At 68.0% G+C, this 13,990-nt stretch carries 12 protein-coding genes; 5 read left to right on the plus strand and 7 right to left on the minus strand.

Features of this window, described 5'->3' with window-relative positions:
* On the minus strand, positions 1–2,286 hold the full coding sequence (locus tag Q4F19_RS06410; RefSeq protein ID WP_303540820.1) for a CDC48 family AAA ATPase: 2,286 nt from the start codon (positions 2,284–2,286) through the stop codon (positions 1–3).
* A gap of 269 nt (positions 2,287–2,555) precedes the next feature.
* Here Q4F19_RS06410 and Q4F19_RS06415 point away from each other — a divergent pair, with 269 nt between their 5' ends.
* Positions 2,556–3,440, plus strand: a complete 885-nt coding sequence (locus Q4F19_RS06415; RefSeq protein WP_303540821.1) for a LysR substrate-binding domain-containing protein — start codon at positions 2,556–2,558, stop codon at positions 3,438–3,440.
* Positions 3,441–3,464: 24 nt separating this feature from the next.
* Here the strand turns inward: Q4F19_RS06415 and Q4F19_RS06420 are convergent, their stop codons facing one another.
* Positions 3,465–3,917: a peptidylprolyl isomerase gene (locus tag Q4F19_RS06420; protein ID WP_303540823.1), complete on the minus strand. Its 453-nt coding sequence runs from the start codon at positions 3,915–3,917 to the stop codon at positions 3,465–3,467.
* A gap of 162 nt (positions 3,918–4,079) precedes the next feature.
* On the opposite strand from Q4F19_RS06420, the gene mgtE reads away from it, so the two are divergent.
* Both mgtE and Q4F19_RS06430 read left to right on the plus strand, forming a co-directional pair.
* A complete protein-coding gene (gene mgtE, locus Q4F19_RS06425; RefSeq protein ID WP_303540825.1) occupies positions 4,080–5,504 on the plus strand; it encodes a magnesium transporter in 1,425 nt (474 codons plus the stop codon).
* Positions 5,505–5,515: 11 nt separating this feature from the next.
* Positions 5,516–5,941, plus strand: coding sequence for a DUF1489 family protein (locus Q4F19_RS06430; protein WP_303540827.1), 426 nt, complete (start codon positions 5,516–5,518; stop codon positions 5,939–5,941).
* A 7-nt stretch (positions 5,942–5,948) separates the two neighbouring features.
* Here Q4F19_RS06430 and Q4F19_RS06435 read toward each other — a convergent pair whose 3' ends face one another.
* Entirely contained in the window at positions 5,949–6,647 is a 699-nt protein-coding gene (locus Q4F19_RS06435) for a head GIN domain-containing protein (protein WP_303540829.1), read from the minus strand.
* Between the two features lie 130 nt (positions 6,648–6,777).
* On the opposite strand from Q4F19_RS06435, the gene Q4F19_RS06440 reads away from it, so the two are divergent.
* Positions 6,778–7,956, plus strand: coding sequence for an FAD-dependent oxidoreductase (locus Q4F19_RS06440; protein ID WP_303540832.1), 1,179 nt, complete (start codon positions 6,778–6,780; stop codon positions 7,954–7,956).
* A 258-nt stretch (positions 7,957–8,214) separates the two neighbouring features.
* Here the strand turns inward: Q4F19_RS06440 and Q4F19_RS06445 are convergent, their stop codons facing one another.
* The 4 genes from Q4F19_RS06445 to Q4F19_RS06460 all read right to left on the minus strand — a co-directional run bounded on the left by Q4F19_RS06445 (position 8,215) and on the right by Q4F19_RS06460 (position 12,213).
* Positions 8,215–8,733 carry a CarD family transcriptional regulator gene (locus Q4F19_RS06445; RefSeq protein WP_303540834.1) on the minus strand — a complete coding sequence of 173 codons (519 nt, stop codon included), beginning with the start codon at positions 8,731–8,733 and terminating at the stop codon, positions 8,215–8,217.
* A gap of 221 nt (positions 8,734–8,954) precedes the next feature.
* The gene (gene fdxA / locus Q4F19_RS06450; RefSeq protein ID WP_171743322.1) at positions 8,955–9,293 is read right to left on the minus strand and encodes a ferredoxin FdxA; all 339 of its coding nucleotides are present in this window, start codon (positions 9,291–9,293) and stop codon (positions 8,955–8,957) included.
* Positions 9,294–9,343: 50 nt separating this feature from the next.
* Complete coding sequence (locus Q4F19_RS06455) at positions 9,344–9,622, minus strand: RNA-binding S4 domain-containing protein (RefSeq protein WP_303540837.1); 279 nt, start codon at positions 9,620–9,622, stop codon at positions 9,344–9,346.
* 38 nt (positions 9,623–9,660) lie between these two features.
* Positions 9,661–12,213, minus strand: coding sequence for a helicase-related protein (locus Q4F19_RS06460; protein WP_303541037.1), 2,553 nt, complete (start codon positions 12,211–12,213; stop codon positions 9,661–9,663).
* Positions 12,214–12,434: 221 nt separating this feature from the next.
* Between Q4F19_RS06460 and Q4F19_RS06465 the strand changes: the two genes are divergently transcribed.
* Entirely contained in the window at positions 12,435–13,904 is a 1,470-nt protein-coding gene (locus tag Q4F19_RS06465) for a M23 family metallopeptidase (protein WP_303540839.1), read from the plus strand.
* Positions 13,905–13,990: the final 86 nt, after the last annotated feature.

A 13,990-nucleotide genomic window follows, 5' to 3' on the forward strand; every position in this document is an offset into this window, starting at 1 on the left:
CTAGGTCCGGGGCTTCAGCATTCCGGGCGAGACGAAGCCGATCGGCTGCAGCGAGAGCGAATCCTGCTTCAGCCGCGACTGGATCTGCTCATATTCCTGCTCGATCTCGGGCGTAACCGATGCGCGCGTATCCTCCAGCGCCAGCGCGAAATGCGCGGCGGTGACGATCTTGCTGGCGAGCGATTCGCGCAGCGCATGGAGTCCGGCGCGGCGGACGAGATCCTCGAGATCCGCGCCGGAGAAGCGCTCGGTGCGGCGCGCGAGGAAATCCAGATCGACATCGTCGGCGAGCGGCATCCTGCCCGTGTGGATGCCGAGGATGCGGCGGCGCCCGCTCTCGTCCGGCACCGACACGTAGATCAGCTCGTCGAAGCGGCCCGGGCGCAGCAAGGCCGGGTCGATCAGGTTCGGGCGATTGGTCGCGCCGATCACCACCACCGACTGCAACTCCTCAAGCCCATCCATCTCGGCGAGGATCGTATTGACGACGCGCTCGGTCACCGCCGGCTCGCCCAGACCACCGCCGCGGGCTGGAACGAGGCTGTCGAGTTCGTCGATGAAGATCACGCAGGGCGCGACCTGTCGGGCGCGCGAAAACAGTCGCGCAATCTGCTGCTCGCTCTCGCCATACCATTTGGAGAGCAGGTCGCTCGATTTGGTGGCGATGAAATTGGCCTGCGCCTCGCGCGCGACCGCCTTGGCGAGCAGGGTCTTGCCCGTCCCCGGCGGGCCGTAGAGCAGGAAGCCCTTGGCCGGACGGATGCCGAGCCGGCGGAACGCGTCCGGATCCTTCAGCGGCAGTTCGACGCCTTCGCGCAGCCTCTCGCGCGCCTCGTCGAGCCCGCCGACATCGTCCCAGCCGACATTCGGCGCCTGCACCATCACCTCGCGCATCGCCGACGGCTGGACGCGCTTGATCGCCTCCTGAAAGTCCTCGCGCGTCACCGACAGCGTATCCAGCACCTCGGGCGGGATCACCTTCTCCTCGAGGTTCAGCTTGGGCATGATCCGCCGGATCGCCTCGATCGCCGCCTCGCGCGCCAGTGCGGCGAGGTCGGCGCCGACGAAGCCATAAGTCTGGCGCGCCAGCTCATCGAGATCGACTTGATCGCCCAGCGGCATGCCGCGCGCATGGATGCCGAGGATCTCGCGCCGGCCGCGCTCGTCGGGCACGCCGATGACGATCTCGCGATCGAAGCGGCCGGGGCGGCGCAGCGCCTCGTCCAGCGCCTCGGGGCGGTTGGTCGCGGCGATGATGACGAGGTTCGCGCGCGGCTCCAGCCCGTCCATCAGCGTCAGCAATTGCGCGACGAGCCTTTTCTCGGCCTCGCCCGTCGTCTGCCCCCGCTTGGGCGCGATCGAATCGATCTCGTCGATGAAGATGATCGAGGGCGCATTCTTGGTCGCCTCCTCGAAGATCTCGCGCAGGCGCTTTTCGGACTCGCCATAAGCCGAGCCCATGATCTCGGGACCGTTGATCAAGAAGAAGTGCGCGTGGCTCTCATTGGCGACCGCGCGCGCGAGGCGAGTCTTGCCGGTACCGGGCGGGCCGTAAAGCAGCACGCCCTTGGGCGGATCGACGCCGAGCCGCTGGAACAGCTCGGGATAGCGCAGCGGCAGCTCGACCATCTCGCGCACCTGATCGACGGTCGCGCCGAGCCCGCCGATATCGTCATAGGTGACGTCGGCGCGGCGGCCGCCATCCTCGCGGACCGGCGCATATTCGGTGCGCAGCTCGACGTCTGTGTTCTCGTCAATATGGACGATGCCCTTCGGCGTCGTCGAAATCACGGTCAGTCGGATCTCCTGCAGCGAGAAGGCCGGCGCGTTGAGCATCGTGCGCAGCGCGGACGGCATATTGTCCTGCTCGAGGCGCTGCTGGCCCGTCGTGGCGACGACATCGCCCGCGGTGATCGGCCGCATCCCGAAACTCCGCTTCAGCGCCTCGCCCGAGCCCTGCAGACGCAGATTCTGCTGCGCCGGCGCGAACACGACGCGCTGCGCGGGCGTGCTCGCCGCCTTGCGCACCTCGACGAAATCGCCCGAACCGACGCCGGCATTGGCACGCTGCAGGCCATCCAGGCGCAAGATGTCGAGGCCTTCATCCTCGGAATAAGGCAGCACCGCGCGCGCGGGCGTGCCCCGGCGGCCGACGATCTCGACGACGTCGCCTTCGGTCAGCCCGAGCGCGCCCATCGTCGCGCGCGAAAGGCGCGCGAGGCCGCGGCCGGAATCGTCCGGGCGGGCATTCGCCACCTGCAATTTGCGTGCTTCGCTATCGGCCATCCTGCGCTCTCCTCTCGCGGAAAATGCAGATAGGAAGGCGGCGCCGCATTGCGAGCGCCGGCCGCGCGGATCGCATGTGCACAAAAAAAGGGCCGGCCCCGGAGGACCAGCCCTTAAGTCTAGGAGAGGATGCCTGAAAGGCCTGTTCCTTATGTTGGCGGGTTGATTATGTTGCAAGTGCGAACGGCGTGTATGCGGTTGCGGAATACGCAATTTGCATTCATGCCTCTATCTTGCTTGGTGCAACCGACACGGACGAGGCGGTTTTCATGCGCAGGCTCCCCCCGCTCACAGCGGTTGAGGCATTTGTTCAGGTGGCGCGGCTTGGCTCGGTAAAAGCCGCCGCAGAGGAGCTTGCGCTCTCGTCCCCTGCGCTGAGCCGACGGATCCAGGCGCTGGAGCGTTTTCTCGGCCGCCCTCTGTTCGCGCGCCGGCATCAGGCGATGGTACTCAACAGCGACGGCCAGCTACTGCTCGCCCGGATCGCGCCCGCATTGGACGCGCTCGCGGTTGCGATTGACGCAACCACCGGCGAGACGGAGCTGCTCCGGCTCCGGCTCAGTTGTCCGCAGCTTTTCGCGTCGCAGCGATTGTTGCCGGGGCTCGCGAAGCTCAAGCAGGACTATCCCGAACTCCATATCGACATCGACACGCAGCCGCATGCGCTGACGCGGCTGGGCGAAGGGATCGACGCCGCGATCGTGCTCGCGCGCGAGATCGAGCCTGCCTTTTACAGCCGCCGGATCGCCTACAGCAACATCGCCGTGATCGGGCAGAGAGCAGCGCTCAGCCATATGTCGGGTCGCGCCGCCACCGACATCGCGCAGGCGACCGTGCTGATCCACCGCGACCTGCCCGAACTGTACAACGAGTGGCGCGATGCGATCGGCGAGCCGGAACTGGAGCCCGCGGCCTTCGATCGGTTCGATTCGGGGGCGTTGATCCTGGAGGCGGCAGCTCAAGGGCTGGGCGTCGCCTTCATGCTCGAGGAGCATGTCGAGCTCGCGCATGACGAGCGTCTCGCCAATCTCGTCCAGACCGAGGTCCAGTCGAGCTACGGCTACTGGTTCGCCTCGCGGCGGACGGCGCTATCGAACCGCGCCGTCCGCATCTTCCACGATTGGCTGTTCAGCGAATTCCTGAAGGACCGTTGAGCGATCCTTCAGGACGGTCCGTCGTCAGGCGACCGTCGCGGTGACGATCTTGCCCGGCGTGCGCGGCGGCTCGCCCTTCGGCAGCGCGTCGACAAATTCCATGCCCGACGTCACTTCGCCCCAGACGGTGTACTGGTTGTCGAGGAAGGTCGCGTCGTCGAAGACGATGAAGAACTGGCTGTTGGCGCTGTTCGGATTGCTGGAGCGCGCCATCGAGCAGATACCGCGGACGTGCGGCTCGGCCGAGAATTCCGCCTTGATGTCGGGCTTCTTCGATCCGCCCATGCCGGTGCCGGTGGGATCGCCGCCCTGCGCCATGAAGCCGGGAATCACGCGATGGAAGACGACGCCGTCGTAAAAACCTTCCTTGGCGAGCTCGACGATGCGCGCGACATGGCCGGGAGCCAGATCGGGCCGCAGCTTGATGACGACATCGCCACCGGAGTCGAGCGCCAGCGTCAGCGTTTCGTCAGCCATAAGAATCTCCTCAAATTCAATTGGCGCGGCGATTAGCAGGACTTGGGCCGGTCGCCACCCTTATCCGAGCCGATTGCGCATTTCGCGGCAAGCGGGGCTGACAGCGACACGAGCCCAGCCTAAGCGAGCCGCTGTTTCGATGCACGGCCGGGAGATGGTGCGATGAGCGAGAGCGAGATCGAGACCATTGCGATGCGGCCCGCGCCATTGCCCCTGGATACGGCCCATGATTCGGAGGCCCGGCTGACACCGGAATTCGTCGCCGCGGTCATCGAGAAGGTCGAGGACGGCGACACCGAGGGCGCCCGTGCGCTCGTCGAGCCGCTCCATCCGGCCGACGTCGCCGACCTGTTCGAACTGGCGCCGCGCGAACAGCGCCAGGCGCTGGCCACCGTCCTCGGCATCGACGATCTGCTCGACGCGGACGTGCTGGCCGAGATGAACGATTGGGTGCGCGAGCAGCTGATCGAGGTGCTCACGCCGAGTCAGGTCGCCGAGCTCGCCACCCAGCTCGATACCGATGATGCCGTCGCGATCATCGAGGACATGGAGGAGGAAGACCAGCGCGCCGTCCTTCGCGCGATGGAGCCCGACGATCGCGCCGCGATCGAGGAGGCTCTGTCCTACCCCGAGGAGAGCGCGGGCCGCCTGATGCAGCGCGATCTGATCGCGGTGCCCGAGCATTGGAAGGTGGCGGACGTCATCGCCTATCTGCGCTCGAACGACGATCTCACCACCGATTTCTGGGAAGTGTTCGTCGTCGATATCGCGCACAAGCCGGTCGGCACCTGCAAGGTCAGCTGGGTGATCCGCGCGCCCGACGATGCGCCGATCGCCGACGTGATGGCGCGCGAACAGACGCTGATCCCCGCCGAGATGGATCAGGAAGACGTCGCGCTCCGCTTCCAGAAATATGCGCTCGTCTCCGCCGCCGTGGTCGACCGGGCAGGCCGGCTGGTCGGCATGATCACGGTCGATGACGTCGTCCACATCATCCAGGAGGAAGCCGGCGAGGATACTCTGCTGCTGTCCGGCGCGGGCGACGGCGACATCAACGAGCCGATCCGCTTCACCGTCCGCACCCGGCTTACCTGGCTGATCGTCAATCTCGGCACGGCGATGGTCGCCGCCTCGGTCGTCGGCCTGTTCCAGGGCGAGATTGCGCGCTTCGCGCTGCTGGCGGTGCTGATGCCGATCGTCTCGGGCATGGGCGGCAATGCCGGCACGCAGACGCTCGCGGTGATCGTGCGCGCGCTGGCGACCAACCAGCTGACCAGTTCGAACACCGCGCGGATGATCGGCCGCGAATTCCGCGTCGCGCTCGCCAATGGCGCGGCGCTCGGCACGCTCGTCGGGCTGGGGACCTATGTCTTCTACGGCAATCGCGATCTGGCCTTGGTGATCGCGATGGCCATGATCATCAACAATCTCGTCGCGGGGCTCGCGGGCGTACTGATCCCGATCGGGCTGGAGCGCGCGCGCGTCGATCCCGCCGTCTCCTCGGCGGTGTTCGTGACGATGGCGACAGACGTGATGGGCTTCTTCTCATTCCTCGGCCTCGCCACTCTGTGGGGCCTCGGCGGCTAGCGGCAACCGGGATGGCGCCCCATATCGCCGCCGTGCCTGCCCTTCATCTTACCAAGGTTGCCGTCGGCTGTTCCGAACTGAGCCTGCTCGAGGCTCGCCTCTCGGGCCGGGCCGAAGGCAGCGAGACGCATATCGTGACGCGCTACCGGCCGACGCGCCACGCCGAGCTGATCGGCGGATCGCTCTACTGGATCATCAAGCACCATCTCGTTGCGCGCCAGACGATCCTCGGCTTCGCGGAGGAGGAGAATGGCCATTGCCGGATCCGGCTCGGGACCGATCTCGTCGCGATCCGCCACCGCCCGAAGCGCGCGCACCAGGGCTGGCGCTATCTCGTCGAGAGCGACGCCCCCACCGATCTGGCGGGCGGGGAGGATGGCAGCGATGCGCTGCCGCCCGAGCTCGCCGGCCGCCTCGCGACACTCGGGCTGATCTAGAGCCTGATCAGCTCCCGCAGCGGACGCTGCCCGGCCCCATCTTGGAAACCTGGCAGCGCGGGTGGCCGCCGATGCGCACGTCGCCCGGCCCCATCAGCTTCACGGTCGCCGTCCTGAGCGCGGTGACCGCGACATCGCCCGGCCCCATCAGATCGACCGAGACGTCGTTGACCGTCCACTGCGCGCCGCGCACGTCGCCGGGGCCCCGGCCGATGATGCGCGCGCTCCCGCTCTTGCCCGCGAGCTGGATATCGCCCGGGCCCGACAGGTTCACCTCGGCGCGGCCTGCCTCGACCTGATCGATCGAGAGATTGCCCGGCCCGGCCAGCGCGATCGTGATCGCCGGCGCGCGGACCGCATTGACATGCATGTCGCCCGGCCCAGCCAGCGCGACGCCCGAGAGACGTGGCGTGGCGACGTTGATCGTAACGCGATCCTCCTTGCGCAGCGTGAAGGTCTGGAACCAGCGGCCGCGCTCGGCATCGATGACGAGCTCGCCGTTGCGGACAGAGACGCGCAGCCGTGCGAGCAGATCGTCCTTGCCGATCGCATGGACGCCCAGCGGTGCGCCGCTGCGGACGACGACGTCGAACGGCACGTTGCTGCGGACGCGATCGAACCCGCCGACGGGAAAGGTCCGCGTCGCGGCAGCCGCGGGGCCGCTCGCGGCGGCAAGAAGCAGGCCGACGCCCAGAATGATCCGCATATCGATCTCCACTGTGTTAGGCCGACAATACAGACTCGCGATCGTTTCGCAAGCGATCGCACTTGGGTTCGCACACGCAATATGCTTCCTTGCGCGCCGGGAGAGGCCACAAACTTCGGAGAAAAGCCTCATGGATCGTCGTTCGTTCATCGGCAATGCCGCCGCGCTCGGCGCGCTCGGCCTCGCCGCGCGCCCGCAGCGGCTGCTCGCGCAGGCCGTCGCGCCTTTGCCGTTCGGGAGCGCGCCGATCCTGCCGGTGCAGGCGAGCCCCGATCGAATCTTCCGGACGACCGTCTGCCTGCGTCCGTTCCGCGCCAAGGGACCGCGGCTGGAGGTGGAGAAGATCGCGGGCAAGCGCGTCGTCCACCATTATGGCCATGGCGGCAGCGGCTGGTCGCTGTCCTGGGGATCGGCGCTCGATCTGCTGCCGCTGGCGATGGCGGATGCGCCGAAGGAGATCGCCGTCGTCGGCGCGGGCGCGATCGGGCTGACCACCGCGATCACGCTCCAGCGCGCGGGTGCCAAGGTCACGATCTATGCGGCGAGCCGCTTCCCCGACGTCCGCTCCGCGCGCGCGACGGGCACTTGGTCGCCCGATTCGCGCGTGGCGATGGCCGACGCGGTCGCGCCCGACTTCGCGGACCGATGGGAGCGCACCGCGCGCGCCTCCTTCGCGCGCCACCAGAGCTATCTGGGCCTGCCCGGCGATCCGGTCGACTGGACCGATCGCTATAATCTGTTCGATGCGCCACCGCCGGCTGCCGGCAATCGCCCGCATGTGGAAGGGGCGCTCCAGTTCGTCGAGCTGCAGGCGCGCACGCGCGATCTCCAGCCGATCACGCGGACGCTGGCGCCGGGCACGCATCCGTTCCGCGTGCCCTTCGTGCGCCAGACGACCTCGATGATGTTCAACGTCGCCGATCTCGCGCACACGCTGGAGACCGATTTCCTGCTCGCGGGCGGTCGCTTCGTGCCGATGGAGCTGCATGCGCCGTCCGATTTCGCGAAGATTCGCGAGAAGGTGATCGTCAACTGCACCGGCTATGGCGCGCGCGCGCTGATGCGCGACGAGAGCATCATTCCCGTGCGCGGCCAGATCGCCTGGCTGATTCCGCAGGCGGGCGTGCGCTACGGGCTCTTCTATCGCGACGTCAGCGTGCTCTCGCGGCGCGACGGCATCGTCGTCCAGGGCGTCGGCATGGACGATTCGTTCGGTTATAACGACGCCAACGAGAGCCCGGATCGCGCCGCCGCCGAGCAGTCGGTTAACGTCATCGCCAGCCTGTTCGTGCCACCGACGACTGCCTGACTTTCACGCATCCCTCCGGATCCACTCATCCTGAGGAGCCCCTTCGACTGCCTGCCAAGGCAGGCGCTCAGGACAGCATTGAGCTTGTCGAAATGGCGTCTCGAAGGACATGCGCGACGGTGCGCGTCCTTCGAGACGGGCCTTCCCCTGAGCTCAGTCCCTCCTCAGGATGAGCGGCTCTGCGCAAGGCAAAGAAAAAGGCGCGGCACCGAAGCGCCGCGCCCTCTCTCTCAACGAAACGGCCGAAGCCGCGCCGCCTTACTTGTTGTGGATCGCCGCGGCTGCGCGGAGGATGTCGAGGATCTTGACCTGCGCCGCCGGCTCGTCGACCGCTTCCATCGCCGCCAGCTCACGCGCGAGACGGCTCGTGGCCGCCTCGAAGATCTGCCGCTCGGAATAGCTCTGCTCGGGCTGGTCCTCGGCGCGGAACAGATCGCGGACCACTTCGGCGATCGAAACGAGATCGCCCGAATTGATCTTGGCCTCATATTCCTGCGCGCGGCGCGACCACATGGTGCGCTTCACCTTCGGCTTGCCCTTGAGCGTCGCCAGCGCATCGGCCATTTGCGCGTTGGACGAGAGCTTGCGCATGCCCACGCTCTCGGCCTTGTTGGTCGGCACGCGGAGCGTCATCCGCTCTTTTTCGAAGCGGAGCACGTACAGCTCCAGCTTGGCACCGGCGATTTCCTGGCTTTGCAGCTCGACGACACGGCCCACACCATGCTTGGGGTAAACGACATAATCGCCGACGACGAAGCTCAGCGCCTTTGCTGCCATGTAGGAAGACCTTTCTGAACGGTCTGCCGGTTCCGCGGCATCCCCGCAGGGAACGGGGACGCGAGACTGCGGAACGGGATTAGCGACCTGTTAACGACTCGTGATCGACGATGGCTTTGGAAAACATCGCCTTCGGCCTGGCTTATAGCGCAAAATCCGTCGGATTGCCAGCTTTGCACGTGCAGCATGGCAAAGCGGCGCTCACGGCCGATCGTTACGCCTTAGTCGCCCTGGCCGGGCTCCGGCGAGAAATGCTCGTCCAGCTTGTTCTTCACGTCCTTCCACTCGTCCGCGTCGGCCGGCGCTTCGCGCTTGCGCGTGATGTTCGGCCACTGCGCGGAGAAGGTCGTGTTGAGCTCGAGCCACTTCTCCAGCCCGTTCTCGGTATCGGGCAGGATCGCCTCGGCCGGGCACTCCGGCTCGCACACGCCGCAGTCGATGCATTCGGAAGGATTGATGACGAGCATATTGTCGCCCTCATAGAAGCAGTCGACCGGACAGACCTCGACGCAGTCCATATATTTGCAACGGATGCAGGCGTCGGTGACGACGTAGGTCATTCTAAGCTCCCGGGGACGGCTGCGCGCATATGGCGCGGTCCGGCCCCAAGTCAACCGGAGGCGGGCGCTCCGGCGGTCTGCGGGGCGAGATCCGTATAGCAGGCCCGGGCTTCCTCGGCCGGTCCGCGCCGTACCGGCAGCGCCTCGATTCGCAGCACGCGGACGCGATCGCCCAGCGGAAAACCCAGCACCATGCCCGGGCGGACGGCCACGTGGCTGCGATCGATGACCCGCCCGTCGATGCGCAGACGCCCCTGTTCGATCAGCGCCTGCGCGATCGTCCGCGACTTGGTCAGCCGCGCGAACCAGAGATATTTGTCGAGCCGCACCTAGACCGGGCGCCCGTCCACAGAGGGAGAGAGCCGCACTAAAGCCGCAGCCCCGCCAGCGCGCCGAAGGCGTTGCCGGGCCGCGGCTGCACGGGCTGCGGCTTGGGGCGCGCCTGTGCGGGCTTGCCGCGCCACAGCCAGCCCTCATCCGCACGCCGGAAGCCCAGCGCCAGCATCAGCTGCTGGAAGCTCGCCGAGCCGAGCCCGAGGCTGACCGGCAGGCCGGGATCGGGCGCGAAGGGCAGCCGCCCGCCTTTACCGTCCGGGCGCGCATCATGCGCGTTGCGCGCGAGCCGCTCGACCTGATCGACGCGCAGCATCTGCGCGCCGAGCGGGCGGAAGCCGGCGATCATGAAGGCCGTGCAGGTCGCGGCGTCCGCCGGGGTCGCGACCGAGACCGCGCCCGAGGGCGGCAGCACGGTCATCGTCCCGCCGTCCTGCGCGGCGGCGAGCGCCAGCCGCCAGCGTGCCGATTCGGGCTTGATCAAGGCGGGCACGAAGATGTCGAGCGTGCCGATGCGGATGCCGAGCCGCGCGATCGTCGGCCGCAGCGTCTTGTCGAGCGCCTCCAGCACGGACTCGAGCCCCCGCCGCGCCAGCACGCCCGAGGCTTCGGCCAGCGGCGCAAGCAGAGCGCGTACCGCCGCCGGCTGCTCGCGATCGCGCGCGGCGGCGGTCAGCGCGACGAGCGGCGCGAGGTGGCGGCCGATCCCCTGGTCCAGCCAGCGCGCCAGCCGCTCGCACACCGCGCTTCGCTCGGCGGCCGGCAGCGCCTCGACCGCGCGATGGAGCTCGATCCGCGGGTGGAGCAGGTCCTTGCCGCGCGTCAGCCGCGCGACGACGTCGCCCTGCCAGAAGAGCGCGACCGGGCGCCCCGGATCGGTCGCGAGGCTGAAGGCGGCATCCTCGTCGGCGGCGAGCGCGCGCGCGCGGCGGACAAGCTCTTCGCCCAGGCGGCGCTCCGCCGCCGCCATCAGTCGCTTCATGTCGATATGGCGTGCCTGCGGATCGGCCTTGAAGCGGAAGCCGATCAGCGCGCCGATCGCCTCGCCGTCGACCGAGACGGTGCCGTCCTCGGCGACCTTCATCGGCAGGATGTCCGATCCGCGCGCGCCGAGATCGCGCATCAGCACGGACGTGCGCCGATCGACGAAGCGCTGCGTCAGCCTCTGGTGGAGCGCGTCGGAGAGCTTCTCCTCGATCGCGCGCGTCCGCTCGACCCACTTGGCCGGATCGGCCATCCAGTCGCGGCGATGCGCGATATAGGCCCAGGTGCGCACACCCGCGAGCCGATCGGACAGCGTCTCGACGTCGCCCTGCACGCTTTCCAGCCGCACCAGTTCCTCGGCGAACCACGGCACGGGCAACGTCCCGTCGCCTTCGCTGCGATGGCGGAAGATGCGCGCGACGAGGCGCGAATGCGGCTCCGCGCCGGTCTTGCGGAAGTCGGGCAGCCCGCATGCGTCCCACAGGCGCGACACCATCTTCGTGCCCCTTGCCCGCTCGCGCACCCACGGCTCCTCGGCGAGCCGCTTGAGCACGGAGAGATCGATCGCCTCGGGCGCGGGACGCAGCACCGGATGGACCGGCCGCCGCTCCAGATCGCGGATCAGATCGTCGACGCTGGCGAGGCTCGGCGCGCCCTCGCGCCAGTAGAGATGGTCGAGCGGCGGCATGCGATGCTCTTCGATCGCGTGGACCTCCTCATCGTCGAACTGCGCCGATCCGCCCTCGAACGAGAGGGTCCCGAACGTGCCGTCGCGCTGGTGCCGCCCAGCCCGCCCGGCGATCTGCGCCATTTCCGAAATGCCGAGCCTGCGGACCTTGCGCCCGTCGAACTTGCGCAGCGAGGCGAAGGCGACATGCGCCACGTCCATGTTGAGCCCCATGCCGATCGCATCGGTCGCGACGAGATAATCGACCTCGCCCGCCTGGAACATCGCGACCTGCGCGTTGCGCGTGCGCGGGGACAAAGCGCCCATCACCACCGCCGCGCCGCCGCGCAGCCGCCGGAGCATCTCGGCGACCGCATAGACCTCCTCGGCCGAGAAGGCGACGACGACCGAGCGTTTGGGCAGGCGCGACAGCTTGGTCGTGCCCGCATAAGAGAGCGTCGAGAAGCGCGGCCGGGTGATGACCTCCGCCTCGGGCACCAGCGCCCTCAGCATCGGCCGGAGCGCCTCTGATCCCAGCAGCATCGTCTCCTCGCGTCCGCGCGCGCGCAGCAGCCGATCGGTGAAGATATGGCCGCGCTCGCGATCGGCGGCGAGCTGCGCCTCGTCCAGCGCGACGAACGCGAAATCGCGCTCGAATCCGCCCTCTCGCCCGCCCGAGACAGGCATCGATTCGGCGGTTGTCAAAAACCATTGCGCGTTGGGCGGGACGATCTTCTCCTCGCCCGTGATCAAGGCGACCGATTTCTCGCCTTTGATCGCCACGACGCGATCATAGACCTCGCGCGCCAGCAGCCGCAGCGGGAAGCCGATCAGGCCCGAGGAGTGCGCGCACATCCGCTCGACGGCCAGATGCGTCTTGCCGGTATTGGTCGGCCCGAGAACCGCGACGAGCGGCTGGTCGGCAAAGCGCGTCATCTCGGGACGGAAGATGGCCGATCCGACCGCAAAAGCAAGCGCTGCCGGCATCGGCCTGCGATGAGCCGAAGTTCCCACGCTTCGTCGCCGATATGATTCACTTCGTCGCAGCTTCAACCGGCAAATAGGTGGATTAGTTTGACTTTAACCTTCTTGATTCACAGTCATGCCGCCAGCGTCCGCATGGCAGAGACGCATGTGACAGGGATGGACTGGGGTTGATGTACCGGCAGGGGAGCGAAGGGCTGACGGGCGGGGGCGCTGGCGCCGTCGCGTTGCGCAGCCGTGGCTTCATGCGTTTCGACGCCTCGGTGGTCCGGCGTGGGATCGATCGGACGCGCGATCTGGATCTCGTCGTCGATCTCGGCGCGCGCATCGGCAGCGGCGAATGGTGGCGCGGCCTCGCCACCTGCACAGCTCTCTGCGCCTCGGCCTTCGCGCTCGCCCCGAGCTGGCATCCGATCGCCGGCCCGACCGCGCCGGCGTTAGGCGAAGCGCAGCAGCAGGAGATGCGCGCGCAGGCGATCGCGCCCGCCGCATATGGCGCCGACAGCGGCCGCGCCGCCGCCCCGACCAAATTCGTCGAAGCGCTCACCGACACGCCCGAGCGCCCCCAGATCGAGATCGCCGCGACATTGGGCACCGGCGACGGCTTCGCCCGCGTCCTGACCCGCGCCGGCGTCGGCGAGGACGAGGCCAAGCGCACCGCCGATCTCGTCGCGAGCGCGGTCTCGCTCGGCGAGATCAAGCCGGGCACCAAGCTTGACATGACGCTCGGCCGCCGCCCCAACCGGAAGGTCGCGCGCCCGCTCGACAAGCTCGCCTTCCGCGCCAAGTTCGAACTCGCGCTGGAGGTCAACCGCAACGCCGGCCAGCTCCAGCTGCTCCAGAAGCCGATCGCGGTCGACGAGACGCCGCTGCGCATCCAGGGCCGCGTCGGCTCGGGGCTCTTCTCGGCCGCGCGCGCCGCCGGCGCGCCGCCCAAGGCAATCGAAACCTATCTGCGCGCGCTCGGCCAGCATCTCTCGGTCGGCAGCATCCGTTCCAACGACCGCTTCGACCTTATCGTCGAGCATCGCCGCGCCGCCACCGGCGAGACCGAGACGGGCGGGCTCCTGTATGGCGGGCTCGATTCCGGCAAGAAGGTGCTCCGCCTGCTAAAATGGACCGACGGCGGCAAGGAACAATGGTTCGACGCGGCCGGCGTCGGCAATACCAAGACCGGCGGCATGAAGATGCCCGTCCAGGGCCATCTGACGTCGGGCTTCGGCGCGCGCTTCCACCCGATCCTCGGCTATAGCCGGATGCATCAGGGCGTGGATTATGGCGCGCCGATGGGCTCGCCGATCATCGCCGCGACCGACGGCACGGTCCGCTTCGCCGGCTGGCACGGCGGCCATGGCAATTATGTCCAGCTCGCGCACAGCGGCAACATGCAGACCGGCTATGCGCATATGAGCCGGATCATCGCCAAGGTCGGCCAGAGCGTCCGTGCCGGCCAGCTGATCGGCTATGTCGGCTCCACCGGCCTCTCGACCGGCCCGCATCTCCATTTCGAGGTGTTCCAGAATGGGCGGGCGATGAACCCGATGGCCGTCAAATTCTCGCAAGCCGCCCAGCTTGCGGGCGCACAGCTGACCCGCTTCAAGGCGACGCTGTCGCGCTTGCTGTCGGTGCGCGTCGGCGGCTGACACGATCCCGGGGTCATTGGCGCTGAAACGAATCGCTGAAGCATAGCGGCTTTCGGCCCGGGCGCCCTGCCGCTACAGGCTCGCTC

Origin of the sequence: Sphingomonas natans, assembly GCF_030546695.1 — a bacterium.
GTDB lineage: Bacteria > Pseudomonadota > Alphaproteobacteria > Sphingomonadales > Sphingomonadaceae > Sphingomonas_I > Sphingomonas_I natans.

What these genes read in the sequence shown, in the direction of transcription:
- Q4F19_RS06460 (WP_303541037.1), bottom strand. Translation starts at nt 12,213, where the DNA reads ATGACGCGCTTTGCCGACCAGCCGCTCGTCGCGGTTCTCGGGCCGACC.
- mgtE (WP_303540825.1), top strand. Translation starts at nt 4,080, where the DNA reads ATGAGCGAGAGCGAGATCGAGACCATTGCGATGCGGCCCGCGCCATTG.
- fdxA (WP_171743322.1), bottom strand. Translation starts at nt 9,293, where the DNA reads ATGACCTACGTCGTCACCGACGCCTGCATCCGTTGCAAATATATGGAC.
- Q4F19_RS06410 (WP_303540820.1), bottom strand. Translation starts at nt 2,286, where the DNA reads ATGGCCGATAGCGAAGCACGCAAATTGCAGGTGGCGAATGCCCGCCCG.
- Q4F19_RS06435 (WP_303540829.1), bottom strand. Translation starts at nt 6,647, where the DNA reads ATGCGGATCATTCTGGGCGTCGGCCTGCTTCTTGCCGCCGCGAGCGGC.
- Q4F19_RS06420 (WP_303540823.1), bottom strand. Translation starts at nt 3,917, where the DNA reads ATGGCTGACGAAACGCTGACGCTGGCGCTCGACTCCGGTGGCGATGTC.
- Q4F19_RS06465 (WP_303540839.1), top strand. Translation starts at nt 12,435, where the DNA reads ATGTACCGGCAGGGGAGCGAAGGGCTGACGGGCGGGGGCGCTGGCGCC.
- Q4F19_RS06445 (WP_303540834.1), bottom strand. Translation starts at nt 8,733, where the DNA reads ATGGCAGCAAAGGCGCTGAGCTTCGTCGTCGGCGATTATGTCGTTTAC.
- Q4F19_RS06440 (WP_303540832.1), top strand. Translation starts at nt 6,778, where the DNA reads ATGGATCGTCGTTCGTTCATCGGCAATGCCGCCGCGCTCGGCGCGCTC.
- Q4F19_RS06415 (WP_303540821.1), top strand. Translation starts at nt 2,556, where the DNA reads ATGCGCAGGCTCCCCCCGCTCACAGCGGTTGAGGCATTTGTTCAGGTG.
- Q4F19_RS06430 (WP_303540827.1), top strand. Translation starts at nt 5,516, where the DNA reads ATGGCGCCCCATATCGCCGCCGTGCCTGCCCTTCATCTTACCAAGGTT.